Genomic DNA, 14044 nt, shown 5'->3' with positions numbered 1-14044 from the left:
GTGATCGCCTCGGAGACCCCTGTGCTGGCGGTGCTCTGCGGAGACACGCGCCCACCGGACATGCGCGCTATCGAAGACCGAGCGGTGGTTCGTTACACCGGCGAGGCCGGGTTGGCTGACGCGTTATCCGGAGCCGACGCGTTCTTCGTCTACGACTTCCTTTCGACCGCCGTCCCGGGCGCCTGGCACGCGGCCGACAAGCTGCGCTGGCTGCACATCGCCAGTGCGGGCGTCGACCCCGTCCTCTTCCCGGGGCTGCAGGAGAGCGACGTCGTGCTCACCAACTCCCGAGGGGTCTTCGACGGGGCCATCGCCGAGTACGTCCTCGGAGTCGTCCTCGCGTTCGCCAAAGACTTCGTTCGTTCGTGGGACCTGCAGCGGCGAAAGCAGTGGAAGCACCGCGAGAGCGAGCGGATCTCCGGCCGCCGGGTCCTCGTGGTCGGCACGGGTCCGATCGGCCGGTCGATCGCGCGGCTGCTGCGGGCGGCCGGGATGTCGGTGGCGGGCGTCGGACGTCGTCCTCGTGAGGACGATCCCGACTTCGGGGACGTGTACGCGTCTTCGGACCTCGCGCGCCACCTTCCCGGGGCGGACTACGTCGTCGCGGTCGCGCCGTTGACCGAGCAGACGAAGGGCATGTTCGACGCCGAGACCTTCGCCGCGATGAAGCCCGGAGCGCGGTTCATCAACGTCGGCCGCGGCGAACTGGTCGTCACCTCGGACCTGATCGGCGCACTGCGGGACGGGCCGCTCGGCGGCGCGGCGCTCGACGTCTTCGACACCGAGCCACTGCCCTCCGACAGTCCTTTGTGGACTATGGAGAACGTGCTGATCTCGCCGCATATGTCGGGCGACTTCGTCGGCTGGCGTAATACTCTGGTAGAGGTGTTCGCGGACAACTTCCGTCGCTGGCGCGCGGGGGAGCCGCTGCGCAACGTCGTGGACAAGCAGCTCGGGTACGTGCCGTCGGAGACGCTTCGCCAAGGTTAGGGGCCGGATGAACGACACCAAGTCGACCGCGAGCGAGCTCGTCGCGGCGTATGCCACCGGAGAGCTGTCGCCGGTCGAGGCCACCCAGAACGCCTTGCGCGCCATCGAGGAACGCGACGGCGAGACCAACGCCTTTTGCCTGGTCGACGCCGACGGCGCGCTCGAACAGGCGAAAGCGTCCGAGATCCGCTGGCGGGACGGCAACCCGATCGGCTGGCTCGACGGCGTTCCGGCCTCGATCAAGGACATGTTCCTGACCCAGGGCTGGCCGACGTTGCGCGGTTCGCGATGCATCGACCCGGACCAGCCGTGGGACGTCGACAGCCCGGTCACCGCGCGGCTGCGTGAGAACGGCTTGGTGCTGCTGGGAAAGACCACGACGCCGGAGCTGGCGTGGAAGGGCGTCACCGACAACACGCTGACCGGGATCACCCGCAACCCGATCGACCCGTCGACGACGGCGGGCGGTTCGAGCGGGGGCAGCGCCGCGGCCGTCGCGGCGGGGATGGGTGAACTCTCCGTCGGCACCGATGGCGGCGGCTCGATCCGGATCCCGGCTTCGTTCTGCGGAATCGTCGGGCTGAAACCGACACACGGCCGGATCCCGCTGTTCCCGGCGAGCCCGTTCGGACCGCTTTCGCACGCCGGCCCGATGGCGCGTTCGGTCGACGACACGGCGCTGCTCCTCGACGTCCTCGCGCTGCCCGATCACCGCGACCCGGCCGCGCTCGCCCCGCCGGTCTCGACCTATCGCGAGGCCGTCCGCCGGGACGTGCGCGGGCTGATCGCCGCCTACTCGCCGACGCTCGGCTACGTCGACGTCGACCCGGAGGTCGCGGAGATCGTCAAGTCGGCGGTCCGGTCGCTGGGCGACGCGGGCCTGCACATCGAAGAGACCGATCCCGGTTTCACCGACCCGAAAGCGGCCTTCGACATCCTGTGGTCGACAGGTGCGGCCAAGTGGCTGGACACCTTCCCCGCCGGTTCGGAGACGAAGGTCGATCCCGGGCTGCGGAAGGTGTGGGAACTCGGCAAGACCTTCTCCGCGAGCGACTACCTCGGCGCCAACGCCGAGCGGGCCGCGCTGGGCATCCTGATGGGCGAGTTCCACACGCGCTACGACGTGCTGATCACACCGACCCTCCCGATCACCGCCTTCGAAGCCGGGCACGAGGTGCCGCCGGGCAGCGGGCTGAGCAGCTGGCCGGACTGGACGCCGTTCACCTACCCGTTCAACATGACCCAGCAGCCCGCCATCAGCGTGCCGGCGGGCCGCACCTCGCGGGGCCTCCCGGTCGGCCTGCAGATCGTCGGCCCGCGGCACTCCGACGACCTGGTGCTCGCGGTCGCGAAGCTCCTCGAGGAGGTCCGTCCCTGGCCGTGACCTGCGGAAAGGGAGCAAGGGACCTTTGCTACCACTTCGCGGGGCGACGGGTCAGGGCTGCGCGGCGTGGGACTTCCGGACCAGGCCGCGCACCTGGCCGCTGCACAGCGCGAGACCGGTGGCGGCCACGACCAGCGCGGCGCACGCGAGCAAGGTGGTGCTGACCCCGAAGTGCTGCGCGGCGGGCCCGGCCGCCATCTGCCCGAGGGGCAGGGCGATGAAGGAACCGAGCATGTCGTAGGAGTAGACGCGCGCGAGTTTGTCCTCGGGCACGTTCTCCTGCAGCGAGACGTCCCACGCGACCACGAACTGCTCGATCGCCAGCCCGGAGACGAACATGGCCGCCAGCAGCAGCGGCAGCAAGGGAGCCTGGCCGAGGAGGATCAGGGGAGGCGCCTCGAAGAGGATCACCGCGACACCGACGAACAGCGCGCGCCGCGGCTGCCATCGGGCCACGAGGATCCCGCCGACGAGTGAGCCGATCGTCTGCGCGGCGAGGGCGAATCCCCAGCCGGAGCGTCCGAAAGTGCCGTCGGCGACGACGGGGCCGAGCACCGCGATCCCTCCGGCGATGACGGCGTTCACCACCATGAACTGCACGACCACGACCCACACCCAGGTGCGCGACCGGAACTCGTGCCAGCCTTCGACGAGTTCCGCCAGCGGGCGGCTGCCGGGGATCCGTTCCCGGCGGCTGAGGCGGATGCACCGGTAGGACAGGGCGGAGCCCAGGAACAGCAGCGCGTTCCCGGCGAGCGCCCAGCCGGGGCCGACCGCGGTGACGAGGATCCCGCCGAGCCCGGCGCCGGCGATCCGGCCGGAGTTCGACAACAGTCTGGCCAGCGCGTTGGCCTGCGCGAGCAGGGTGGCGGGCACGGTCAGTGGGGTGAGCGACGCCGACGCCGGTGCGGAGATCGCGGCCACCGCGCCGTTGACCACGCTCAGGCCGACCAGCAGCGGGATCGACGCGAATCCACAAAGGACGCTCGCCGCGATGACCGCCTGGGTCAGCGTGGCGGCGAGTTCGGTGCCCTGCAGGATCACCGACCTCGGCAGCCGGTCCGCCAGCACCCCGCCGAACAGCAGCAGGACCACGCTCGCCACGGACCGCGCGCCGACGACGATGCCGATGTCGACGGCCGAACCGGTCAGGTCGATCACCGCGAACGCGAGCGCGAGCGGGGCGACGGCGTTGCCGAACTCCCCGAACGTGCGGCCGCCGATCAGCCAGCGGAAGTTGTGATGGCGTAGTGGTTCGCGCAGGGACGTCACCGTCGCCTCATTTCGAACAGCGAGACCGTCGCGCTGACCGGGATCGTGCCCCGGGTGCGGGGCGGCTTCGCGGCGGAGTGCAGAAGGTCGCTCAGTTCGCGGGCGTGTTCGAGCGCCTTCCCCCAGGTCTCGCGGTCGACCCACATCTCCGCGTCGCTCGTCGACCCCGGTTTGCCGGGAACGCGGAATTCGCTGCGGCGCTTGAGTTCTTCGGCCATTGTCGCGATGAGGAGCTGTTCCTCCCGCGGATTCGCCGAGGTGAACCGCGATCCGGACTCCGGGTCGTGCCGGTAGCGTTTCGCCAGCCCACCCCGGATCCGGACCTCCTCGACGACGTCCAGCAGGCCGGCCTCGTGCAACCGCCGCAGGTGATAGCTGACATTCGCTTGTGTCTCACCGAGTTCGCGCGCGGCTTCGGCCGCGCTCATCGCGGCACCGGTCAAAAGGGACAGAATGCGCAGCCGGACGGGATGGGCGAGGACGCGCAGCTCGTCGAGGCCGGGGGACTCGGGCATGGGACGAGTATCGACTGCCGGGACGCGAACCGTCAAACAGTTATTTGGGGGTTTCATTGGCCGGGAGATCCGGTGCGGTGATCCGAGGTCTGTGCTCTGCTGGAGACATGCGTACGACGACATTGGGCAGGAGCGGTCTCGAGGTGTCGAGGATCGCCTTCGGCACTTGGCAGCTCGGCGGGGACTGGGGTTCGTTCGACGAGGACGCGGCGATCGCGGCGATCCACCACGCCCGCGAACTCGGGGTGAACTTCTTCGACACCGCACAGGCCTATGGTTTCGGGAAGTCCGAAGCGATGCTGGGGAAGGCCCTGCGCGAGGAACTCAAGCGCGACCGCGACAACCTGGTCATCGCCACGAAGGGCGGCATCAAGCCTCGTTCCGAACGGCCGCGCGACTCGCGGCGTGACTGGCTGACGCAGGGCATCGAGGACAGCCTCCGATTCCTCGACGTCGACCACATCGACCTCTACCAGATCCACTGGCCCGACCCAGGCACTCCGGCCGAAGTGACGGCGGGGATCCTGCAGGAGTTCGTCGACGCCGGGAAGATCCGGCACGTCGGAGTTTCGAACTACGACGCCGCGGCGCTGGCCGCCTTCGACAAGACCCGGCCCGTGGAAACCCTGCAGCCGCCGTATCACCTTTTCCGCCGCGACATCGAAACCGATCCTCTCCCGTACGCGCGTGAGAACGACATCGGCGTGCTCGTGTACAGCCCACTCGGCAGCGGACTGTTGACCGGATCCTTCACGACGGAGACGACGTTCGAGAAGACCGACTGGCGGTCACGGTCGTCGGCGTTCACCGGCGAGACCTTCCGGCGCAATCTCGCCGTCGTCGACCGGCTCAAGGAATTCGCGGCGGGCAAAGGAATCTCCGTCAGCCAGCTCGCGATCGCGTGGACACTCGCCCAGCCGGGGGTGCACGTCGCGATCGTGGGCGCGCGCAAGGTGGCCAACATCGAGGGCAGTCTCGCCGCCGCCGGCATCGACCTGACCGCGGACGATCTCGTGGAGATCGACCGGCTCACGGCCGACGCCGTTCCCGTGTCGGGCGCGAGCCCCGAAGGTGTCGCCTAGAGCTTGAATTCGGTACCGTCCAAGGGAAGCGAGGCGCCGCCGGCCAGCACGGCGGCGTGTTCGGGCGACGCCGGATCGACCACCGGGTTCGTGTTGTTCAGATGTGTGTACGCCCACCGAGGGCCGGGCCGGAGCTTCGCGAGGCTGCCGGTGATCGGCAGATGGCCCATCGCCGGTTGAGCGCCGGCCTCGGCCGCGGTGGCGCCCGACATCTCGTCCGGCGCGTAGAAGGTCCCGTCCAGCAGCACCAGTCCGGCATCGCGGGTGAAGTCGTCGAATCCGTCCGGCCAGCTCTTCAGGCAGGGCGCGTAAACGAAGACACCACCGGTCTCGACGTCTTCGATCCGGTACGCCACCACCCAAGGACCGTCCTCAGTGGACGAACGCGCGTACTTCGGCCGCTTGTCGCTCACGGGTAGCACGCTCACGCGGAGACCGTCGATGGAGACATCCGACGACGGCAGCCAGTCCCAGCCGCCGTAACCGTCGATGATCGACCGCGCCGGGAACTGCTCGGAGAGCGCGCCCAGCACGGCGTCCGGCGCCCACACCGGCAGACCGCCCGCTTCCCGCAGGAGAAGCAGGCCGAGTGAATGATCGAGTTCGGCGTCGGTCAGCAACACCCCGGGCAGCGGGATTTCCCGGGGCCCCGGCCCGGCACGCAAGGGCGGCGTGGCGAGGATCTGCGCGCGGATGTCCGGCGACACGTTGAGCAGGTACCAGCCCTCGCCGTCCGCGCTCACCGCCACACAGTCCTGCGTGCGCGGCGGCGCGCCCGAAACGCACAGCGCGCAGGCGCAGTTCCACTGCGGGAAGCCGCCACCCGCCGCGGTGCCGAGCAGGATCACCCTCATCGTGGCGTCCGCATCACGAGCTCGTCCGTTTTCGCCCGCGTGGCGAGAATGAGGTCGACGACCTCTCGATGCGGCGAACGCGAGCACACCGGATCCGTCGCCGAGGCGTCACCGGTGAGCTGGAACGCCTGGCAGCGGCAACCGCCGAAGTCGATCCCCCGCCGATCGCACGTGCCACAGGTGTCCGGCATCCAGTCCTCGCCGCGGAAGGCGTTGAAGGAGCCGGATTCGTACCAGATCCACGCCAGCGGCCTGTCGCGCACGTTGTCGAATTCCAGTGTCTCGATCGCCGTCGACGCGGGACACGGCAGCACGTTCCCGTCGGGCGCCACGGTCAATTGCCGTGCGCCCCAGCCGTACATGCACGGCTTCGGGTACTTCTCGTAGTAGTCGGCGACGACGTAGATGATCTCCATGCGGCCACGCAGCCGTTCGGTGGCCGCCCGCACGATCGGCTCGGCTTCCTCGAGTTGCCGCCGGGTCGGCATCAGGGCGTCGCGGTTGCGCAGGGCCCAGCCGTAGTACTGCGTGTTGGCCAGTTCGAGCCGGTCCGCGCCCATTTCCTCGGCGAGGTCGATGATCCCGGCGAGCTGATCGTGGTTCTGCCGGTGCAGGACGACGTTCACCGACAGTGGCAAACCGGCCTTCTTGATCAGTCCGGCGACGACCAGTTTCCGGTCGTGCGCCCGCGCTCCGGCCAGCCGGTCCGCGCGGTCGGCGGTCGCGCCCTGGACGGACAGCTGGATATGCGCGATGCCGCGTTCGACGAGATCGTCCAATCTGGACTCCGTCAGGCCGAGCCCGGACGTCACCAGGTTGACGTAGCACCCCAGCTTCGTGGCGTGCTCGACCAGGACGGGGAGATCCGGTCTGGCGAGCGGCTCGCCGCCGGACATGTGCACCTGGAGTACGCCGAGTTCCCGTGCCTGGCTGAGCACGGAAAGCCATTCCTCTGTGGACAGTTCGCTGTCGCGCGTGATCAGTTCGACCGGATTCGAGCAATACGGGCAATGCAGCGGGCAGCGGTGGGTCAGCTCGGCGAGCATGCCCAGCGGCGCCGCGGTGTTCAGGTCCATTCGACGATCCGCCGTTCTCCCAGCCGGGACAGGACGTCCAGGATCTCTTCCTCGCGCACCCCGGTGTAGCGCTCGCGCAGGGCCGAAGCGATTCCCGCGACGTCTTCGACGCCGTCGCAGAGGGAAAGCACGGCCGCGGCGGTCGGATTCGGGACGAGCACGCCTTCGGGGAACAAAAGAACGTGTGTTTCCCTGGTCTGGTCGTAGCTCAGCCGGACTCCGCGCCGCAGCCGCGGCACCGAGCCCGGTTCGAGGGTGGTCATGGCTACTCCTTGGCCGCGCGCTCGATGGCGTCGAGCATCGACCAGAGCACGTCGGTCTTGAACGACAGCGCGGCGATCGCCTTGTCCTGCTGCTCGCGGGTGACGGCGTGCCGCACGACGATGTCGAGCGTGCCCTTGCCCTCGCCGGAGACCTTGTTGATGCGATTGGTGAAATAGGCGAGGTCGTCGGGCGCGATCCACGAATAGTTCGCCAGCATGTCGGCGACCCGCCGCTGCATGAGATGGCCGGCGAACATTTCGGTCAGCCCCGAGGCGACCGCTTCCAGCCAAGGTTTCGTGCGGGCGAAATTCACGTAGGCGTCGACGGCGAACCGCACACCGGGAGCGACGTGCCGCTGATCGAGAACCTCTTCGCGGTCGAGTCCGACCGCGGTGCACAACCGGAGCCATCGCTCGATTCCGCCGTCACCGGCCTTCGTCCCGTCGTGGTAGACGATGCGGTCGAGCCATTCCCGGCGGATCTCCGGCAACGGGCAGTTGCTGATGATCGCGGCGTCCTTCTGCGGGAGAACGCATTGGTAGTACCAGCGGTTCGCCGCCCAGATCTTCAGCTCGCGCGCCGACAGGTCGCCTTCGTGCATCCGCACGTGGAACGGGTGGGTGCCCCAATAGCGGTCCGAAAGCCCGCGCAACGCCGCGATGAACTCCGACGACGACATGAGGGACACCGTGCAGCCTCCGGGTGTTCGCTGATCGGGACGGCGGCGGTGGTGGGGGACGGCCCCCACCACCGGATGCGGATTCAGTCCTCCATGCGGGCCGCGTAAGCGGTGACCTCCATGGGGGTTTCGTATTCGACGAAGTCCGGGGTGGTCCATTCCTCGATCATTTCCGCTCCTAACGTCCACATGGGATCGAACAGGGACGAGCCACCGTCACCCTAGAAGCGCCTCGCCGATTCTGGCCAGACGTAAGGACCGACTTCCGGCGGTGTTTTGTAAAGTTTCCTACCTATGGCCGAGCGAACGGGGCGGGTCGTCACGCTCGGCGCACACAACGGTTAACGGCCGGTGGGTCCGATAGCCCGTCCAGTGGTGTCCGTTTCGTTCCGTTGTGTGTTTCTATCCAACTCGACGGGTGCACCCCGACCACCCGCCCACCGCCGCCATCCGAGCTCCAGGGGTGTAGCTGAAGGAGGCGTCCCATGTCCTTACGTCGTACTCTCGCCGCCACGTTCGCCGCGGCGACGGCCGTGTCGATCGCGGCCGTTCCGGCGGCCGCCGAAGCGCCGCCGTCGACCCAGGCGATCAGACAGCTCGCGAGCGGCCTCAACCAGGCCTGGTCGATCGACTTCCTGCCCGACGGCACCGGCGTCTTCACGCAGAAGGACGCCAGGACGATCAGCAAGATCGACAAGGCGGGCAAGGTCACCACGGTCCAGACCATCCCCGGGGTGAGCGTCACCGCGGAGGCCGGCCTGCTCGGTATCGCCGTCTCGCCGAACTACGCCACCGACCAGACGGTCTTCATCTACTACACGACCAGCTCCGACAACCGGATCGCCAAGCTGAAGCTGGGCCAGACACCGACGCCGATCGTCACCGGCATCCCGCGTGGTTCGCAGTACCACCACGGCGGGCGGATCCGGTTCGGCCCGGACGGCTACCTTTACGCGGGTACCGGCGACGGCCAGAACGGCGCCAACGCGCAGAACAAGAACTCCCTCGGCGGCAAGGTCCTGCGGGTCACCACCGACGGCGCGGCCGCGCCCGGCAACCCGTTCAACAGCCGCGTCTACTCCTACGGCCATCGCAACGTCCAGGGCCTGACCTGGGCGAACGGCCAGCTGTACATCTCCGACATCGGCTCGAACAAGCTCGACGAGCTGAACAAGATCGAGCCCGGCAAGAACTACGGCTGGCCGACCTGCGAGGGTCCGTGCAACACGGCCGGGATGACCAACCCGGTCAAGTCCTGGCCGACGTCCTCGGCGACGCCGAGCGGGCTCGCGGCCTACAAGGGTTCGCTGTACATGGCGTCCCTGAAGGGCGGCACGTACAAGCTCGACCTGAACGGCAACGGCGGCAAGCTTTGGACCAACCTCGGCCGCACGCGTGACGCGACCGCCGGCCCGGACGGCCAGCTGTACACGATCACCCCGGGCGCCCTCTACGTCTCCGACGGCAGCTAACTCTCAAGGGTCTCCCCAAGGGCGCTCCGCGCCCGGCGGAGACTTCACCGGCGCAGCCTCTTTCGGGCCGGAGGCCCACGAAAACGTTTTGCGGGGCGCCATGTACGAGAACGTGAGGTTCTTGTGGCCAGGCGCCCCGCGGAACGTTTTCGTCAGCTGCGCCCAATGGACACCGAGTGTTCGAGTTCGGCGAGCGCGGTGTCCAGGTGGGTCAGGATGCGCTGCAGATGCGGCACGCTCCGGCGGCAGCCGGTGATCCCGAAGTCCAGGTTGTCGCCGTTGCTGGTCAGCGTGATGTTCAGGGCCTGCCCGTCCAGCAGTACCGACGCCGGATAGATGCCGTCGAGCGCGGCGCCGTTCCAGTACATCTGCTTGCGCGGCCCCGGAACGTTGGAGATCACCAGGTTGAACGGCGGTTTCGTGTTGTTCACGAAGCCGGGGATCGGTGAGATGCCGAGCTGCGCGACGTTGATCCCCGACAGCAGCAGCGTTTGCAGCGGGGTCAGCTCCGAGAAGAGCTTCTTCCCGTTCCGCATGGACGCGTTGATCGTCGCCAGCCGGGCGGCCGGATCGGTCAGATGGGTGGCCAGGTTGCACAGCAGTGCGCCGATGTTGTTCCCCGCCGCGTCCCCGCTGTCCTTACGCCGCAAGGAAACCGGGACCATCGCGGTCAGCGGCACGTCGGGGAGCGCGTTCTGTTCCATCAGGTAGTCGCGCAGCGCGCCCGAGCACATCGCGAGGACGACGTCGTTGCGCGACACCCCGGCCGCGGTCGCCACCTTGCGCACCCGGTCCAGCGACCACGACTGCGCGGCGAACCGGCGCGCCCCGCCGATGGGCACGTTCAGCATCGTCTTCGGCGCCTGCGCCGGCAGCGTGAGCGTGTGCTCCTGGAACGCTTCCCGCGCCACCTTCATCGCGGCGGGCGCGATACCGGCGAGCTGGTTGACCGTCTTGCCGAAGGTGCGGAACACCGAGGGCGACACCTTGCCGTTGCGGCCGCCGTCCGGTTTGGCGCGGCGCCCCCACGGCGGCGGGCAGTCGAGGTCGGCCGGGTCGTCCGACAGCGTGCCCTGCAGATGCCGCAGCGCCGAAACGCCGTCCATCAGCGCGTGGTGGATCTTGCTGTAGATCGCGAACCGGCCGTCCTGCAGGCCCTCGACCAGGTGGATCTCCCACAGCGGGCGGTGCCGGTCGAGCAGGGTGCTGTGCCAGCGGCCGGTCAGCTCCAGCAGCTCGCGGATCCGGCCGGGCTGGGGCAGCGCCGAATGCCGGAAGTGGTAGTCGAGTTCGAGATCGTTGTCGGTCGCCCACGCGACGTGGCCCGCGGTGTTGACCGGCCGGGCGGGACGGCGCCGGAACACCGAGCGCATGTTGTCGGAATCGAGCAGGCTCTTGCGGACGTCACGCAGATAGTCGTCCCCGGCGCCCTCGGGTTTCCTGAACAGTTGCAGTCCGCCGACGTGCATCGGATGTTCGCGCGTCTCCACGAGAAGGAACATCGAGTCGGTCACGGGCATGAACGGCATCGTCGGACCACCTTCCGCGCGGCGGCGTGCGGACACGCCGGGTGCCAGAGTCTACGCACACCGAAACCACCTTCTCACGCTTTAGGGTGGCTCACATGACGATCCCGACCGATCCGCAGACGGGTGAGTTCCGTCGGTCCGCCAACCATTTCGACGCGCGTGTCACCGCCGACGGCCGCGACGGCTGGCCGGTGGAGGCGGGGAGATACCGGCTGGTGGTCAGCCGGGCCTGTCCCTGGGCGAGCCGTGGGCTGGTCGTCCGGCGGCTGCTCGGCCTCGAGTCCGCGCTGAGCGTGGCCGTCGCCGACCCGATCCAGGACGAGAAGAGCTGGCGGTTCACCCTCGATCCCGGTGACCGGGACCCGGTGCTCGGGATCAAGTACCTCGCCGAGGCCTATCACGCGGCCGATCCGCACTACATGGGCGGGATCAGCGTTCCGGCCATTGTGGACATTCCGAGCAAACGGCTGGTGAGTAACGACTATCCGCAGATCACGCTGGATCTGTCCACCGAATGGACCAGCCTCCACCGGCCCGGCGCGCCCGACCTTTACCCAGAGCGACTTCGCGGCGAGATCGACGACGTCAACGCGGGGGTCTACGCCGATGTCAACGCCGCCGTCTACCAAGCCGGTTTCGCGACCAAACAGGCCGCGTACGAGGACGCCTACACCCGGCTGTTCGCCATGCTGGACGCGCTTTCCGACCGGCTCGAAAAGCAGCGCTACCTCGTCGGTGACACGATCACCGAAGCGGACATCCGGTTGTTCACCACGCTCGTCCGCTTCGACGCCGTCTACCACGGGCACTTCAAATGCAACCGGAACAAGCTGACCGAGATGCCCGTGCTCTGGGCCTACGCCCGCGACCTCTTCCAAACGCCCGGTTTCGGTGACACCGTCGACTTCGACCACATCAAGCGGCACTACCACGCGGTGCACGAGCAGGTGAACCCGACGCGGATCGTCCCCTTGGGACCGGACCCGTCCGGCTGGACGACGCCGCATCACCGGGAGCAGCTGGGCGGGCGCCCGTTCGGCGACGGCACGCCACCGGGACCGCCGCCCGAGGACGAACGGATCGGGGACACGGATGGAGTCACTGCCTGAACGCACCGGCGTCGTCGTGATCGGCGGCGGCATCATCGGGGTCGCCTGCGCGTACCGGCTCGCCGCCGCCGGCGTCCCGGTCCTCCTGCTCGAACGCGACATCCTGGGCGCGGGCTCGACGGCGAAGGCGGCGGGCGGGATCCGGTCGTCGTTCACCACCCGGGTCAACATCGAGATCGGCCTGCGCGGGCTCGCCGAGTACGCCTCCTTCGCCGAGACGTACGGGACCGAGATCGACTTCCGCCGCGACGGCTACCTGTACCTGGTCACCGACCCCGCGGACCTGCCCGAATTCGAGCGCTGCGCCGAACTGCAGAACTCCTACGGCGTCCGCAGCCGTCTCGTCGAGCCCGCCGAAGCGCGGCGGCTCTCCCCGCTGATCGACACCGAGGGTGTGGTCGCCGCGCTGTGGTCGCCGGACGACGCGAAGGCGACTCCGGACTCCGCGGTCCAGGGCTACGCGCGGGCGGCCCGCGCGCACGGCGCGGTGCTCAGGACCGGCGTCGAGGTCGTCGGGATCGAACGCGACGGTGACGAGATCACCGGTGTCCGGACCTCGGCCGGTTTCGTGCGGACGGACGCGGTGGTCTGCGCCGCGGGCGCGTGGTCGGGCCGGATCGGCGAGCTCGCGGGCGTCGACCTCCCGGTGCGGCCGTTCCGGCGGCAGGTCGTGTTCACCGGACCGGTCGCGGACCTGCCCGGACGAGTGCCGCTGACCATCGAGATGCCGTCCGCCTTCTACTTCCACCGCGAGGGCGCCGGCCTGGCGATGTCCTTCTGCGACGGTGACGGTGACCCCGGCTTCGACACCCGCTATCAGCCGGGCGAGTGGCTGCCGAAACTCGCCGAGATCGCCGCGCGCCGGGTGCCCGCGGTGCTCGACGCGGGGATCCGCGGCGGCTGGGCCGGGCTGTACGAGGTCACGCCCGACCGCAACCAGATCGTGGGGGAAAGCGTCCACCTGTCGCGGTTCTTCTACGCCACCGGCTTCTCGGGACACGGGTTCCAGATGGGCCCGGCGGTGGGTGAGCTCGTGCGGGACCTCTACCTGGGGCGGGTCCCGGAGATCGACATCAGCGGGCTCGACGTCCGCCGGTTCGCCGGCGACCGGGCCGTGACGAGGGAGCACAACATTGTCTGAGTTCGTCGAAGTCACCACCGAGGCCGAGCTGCGCGAGATCCTGCCGCCGCCGCTGGAACGGACCGCGAACAAGGCGCGCCCGAAGCTGCACGAGATGGACCGCCAGTGGCTCGCGGAGTCCCCGTTCGTGCTGATCGCGACGTCGGCGGCGGACGGCACCTGCGACGTCTCGCCGAAGGGCGACCCGGCCGGGTTCACCCTGGTCCTGGACGACACGCGGATCGCCATCCCGGAGCGTCCCGGCAACCGGCGCGCCGACGGGTTCCGCAACGTGCTGTCGAATCCGCACGTCGGGCTGATCTACCTGATCCCCGGCCGCGGCGACACGCTGCGGATCAACGGCCGCGCGCGGCTCGTGCGGGAGGCGCCGTTCTTCGACGACATGATCGTGAACGGCAACCGGCCGAAGCTCGCGCTGGTCGTCGACATCGACGAGATCTTCCACCACTGCCAGAAGGCGTTCATGCGGTCGAAGCTCTGGTCGCCGGAGAGCTGGACGCCGGACGCGCTGCCGTCGCGGGCGGTGATCTCCAAGACCTTCGAGCGGCCGGAGGACAGCCTGGCCGACTTGGAGGCGTACTACGCTCCCGCGGCCTACTCGGCCGGGTTGTACTGAGGCCAGCTGCGCGTGAAGGCCCCCTTCCCTCGGCTCAGCCGAGGGAAGGGGGCCTTCACGC

15 protein-coding genes are annotated in these 14044 nt (G+C 68.9%); 7 read left to right on the top strand and 8 right to left on the bottom strand.

All coding sequences use genetic code 11. The annotated features are described in order from the left end of the window. Both H4W30_RS14525 and H4W30_RS14520 read left to right on the top strand, forming a co-directional pair. Positions 1-990, top strand: coding sequence for a D-2-hydroxyacid dehydrogenase (locus tag H4W30_RS14525; RefSeq protein WP_192743316.1), 990 nt, complete (start codon positions 1-3; stop codon positions 988-990). Between the two features lie 7 nt (positions 991-997). Continuing rightward, positions 998-2374, top strand: coding sequence for an amidase (locus H4W30_RS14520; protein WP_192743315.1), 1377 nt, complete (start codon positions 998-1000; stop codon positions 2372-2374). Between the two features lie 51 nt (positions 2375-2425). Here H4W30_RS14520 and H4W30_RS14515 read toward each other — a convergent pair whose 3' ends face one another. Both H4W30_RS14515 and H4W30_RS14510 read right to left on the bottom strand, forming a co-directional pair. Next, entirely contained in the window at positions 2426-3646 is a 1221-nt protein-coding gene (locus H4W30_RS14515) for an MFS transporter (protein WP_192743314.1), read from the bottom strand. After that, positions 3643-4161 carry an ArsR/SmtB family transcription factor gene (locus H4W30_RS14510; protein WP_192743313.1) on the bottom strand — a complete coding sequence of 173 codons (519 nt, stop codon included), beginning with the start codon at positions 4159-4161 and terminating at the stop codon, positions 3643-3645. The genes H4W30_RS14515 and H4W30_RS14510 overlap by 4 nt, the downstream gene beginning before the upstream one ends. 107 nt (positions 4162-4268) lie before the next feature. Here H4W30_RS14510 and H4W30_RS14505 point away from each other — a divergent pair, with 107 nt between their 5' ends. Continuing rightward, the gene (locus H4W30_RS14505; RefSeq protein ID WP_192743312.1) at positions 4269-5243 is read left to right on the top strand and encodes an aldo/keto reductase; all 975 of its coding nucleotides are present in this window, start codon (positions 4269-4271) and stop codon (positions 5241-5243) included. Here the strand turns inward: H4W30_RS14505 and pqqB are convergent. The 5 genes from pqqB to pqqA form a co-directional block, all read right to left on the bottom strand. Further along, complete coding sequence (pqqB, locus tag H4W30_RS14500) at positions 5240-6097, bottom strand: pyrroloquinoline quinone biosynthesis protein PqqB (RefSeq protein WP_192743311.1); 858 nt, start codon at positions 6095-6097, stop codon at positions 5240-5242. The genes H4W30_RS14505 and pqqB overlap by 4 nt on opposite strands. Further along, complete coding sequence (pqqE, locus tag H4W30_RS14495) at positions 6094-7173, bottom strand: pyrroloquinoline quinone biosynthesis protein PqqE (RefSeq protein ID WP_192743310.1); 1080 nt, start codon at positions 7171-7173, stop codon at positions 6094-6096. Before pqqE ends, pqqB begins: the two co-directional genes overlap by 4 nt. Further along, positions 7164-7436, bottom strand: coding sequence for a pyrroloquinoline quinone biosynthesis peptide chaperone PqqD (gene pqqD, locus H4W30_RS14490; protein WP_126735668.1), 273 nt, complete (start codon positions 7434-7436; stop codon positions 7164-7166). Before pqqD ends, pqqE begins: the two co-directional genes overlap by 10 nt. Before the next feature lie 2 nt (positions 7437-7438). Next, positions 7439-8116, bottom strand: coding sequence for a pyrroloquinoline-quinone synthase PqqC (gene pqqC, locus H4W30_RS14485; RefSeq protein WP_192743309.1), 678 nt, complete (start codon positions 8114-8116; stop codon positions 7439-7441). Positions 8117-8199: 83 nt separating this feature from the next. Continuing rightward, on the bottom strand, positions 8200-8307 hold the full coding sequence (gene pqqA, locus H4W30_RS14480) for a pyrroloquinoline quinone precursor peptide PqqA (protein ID WP_126735666.1): 108 nt from the start codon (positions 8305-8307) through the stop codon (positions 8200-8202). 294 nt (positions 8308-8601) lie between these two features. Here pqqA and H4W30_RS14475 point away from each other — a divergent pair, with 294 nt between their 5' ends. Next, positions 8602-9588: a PQQ-dependent sugar dehydrogenase gene (locus H4W30_RS14475; protein WP_192743308.1), complete on the top strand. Its 987-nt coding sequence runs from the start codon at positions 8602-8604 to the stop codon at positions 9586-9588. 152 nt (positions 9589-9740) lie between these two features. Here the strand turns inward: H4W30_RS14475 and H4W30_RS14470 are convergent, their stop codons facing one another. After that, the gene (locus H4W30_RS14470) at positions 9741-11117 is read right to left on the bottom strand and encodes a WS/DGAT/MGAT family O-acyltransferase (protein ID WP_192743307.1); all 1377 of its coding nucleotides are present in this window, start codon (positions 11115-11117) and stop codon (positions 9741-9743) included. Between the two features lie 95 nt (positions 11118-11212). Between H4W30_RS14470 and H4W30_RS14465 the strand changes: the two genes are divergently transcribed. From H4W30_RS14465 to H4W30_RS14455, 3 genes are read left to right on the top strand one after another with little or no spacing between them, the layout of a single operon-like run. Next, a complete protein-coding gene (locus H4W30_RS14465) occupies positions 11213-12226 on the top strand; it encodes a glutathione S-transferase family protein (RefSeq protein WP_192743306.1) in 1014 nt (337 codons plus the stop codon). Next, entirely contained in the window at positions 12210-13367 is a 1158-nt protein-coding gene (locus H4W30_RS14460) for an NAD(P)/FAD-dependent oxidoreductase (RefSeq protein WP_192743305.1), read from the top strand. Before H4W30_RS14465 ends, H4W30_RS14460 begins: the two co-directional genes overlap by 17 nt. Further along, positions 13360-13983 (top strand): MSMEG_1061 family FMN-dependent PPOX-type flavoprotein, encoded by a 624-nt coding sequence (locus H4W30_RS14455; RefSeq protein ID WP_192743304.1) that lies wholly within the window; start codon positions 13360-13362, stop codon positions 13981-13983. The genes H4W30_RS14460 and H4W30_RS14455 overlap by 8 nt, the downstream gene beginning before the upstream one ends. The last annotated feature ends 61 nt before the right edge of the window (positions 13984-14044 follow it).

Origin of the sequence: Amycolatopsis roodepoortensis (assembly GCF_014873915.1) — a bacterium.
Taxonomy (GTDB): Bacteria; Actinomycetota; Actinomycetes; order Mycobacteriales; family Pseudonocardiaceae; genus Amycolatopsis; species Amycolatopsis roodepoortensis.
This window is presented reverse-complemented; position numbering and strand designations above follow the sequence as displayed.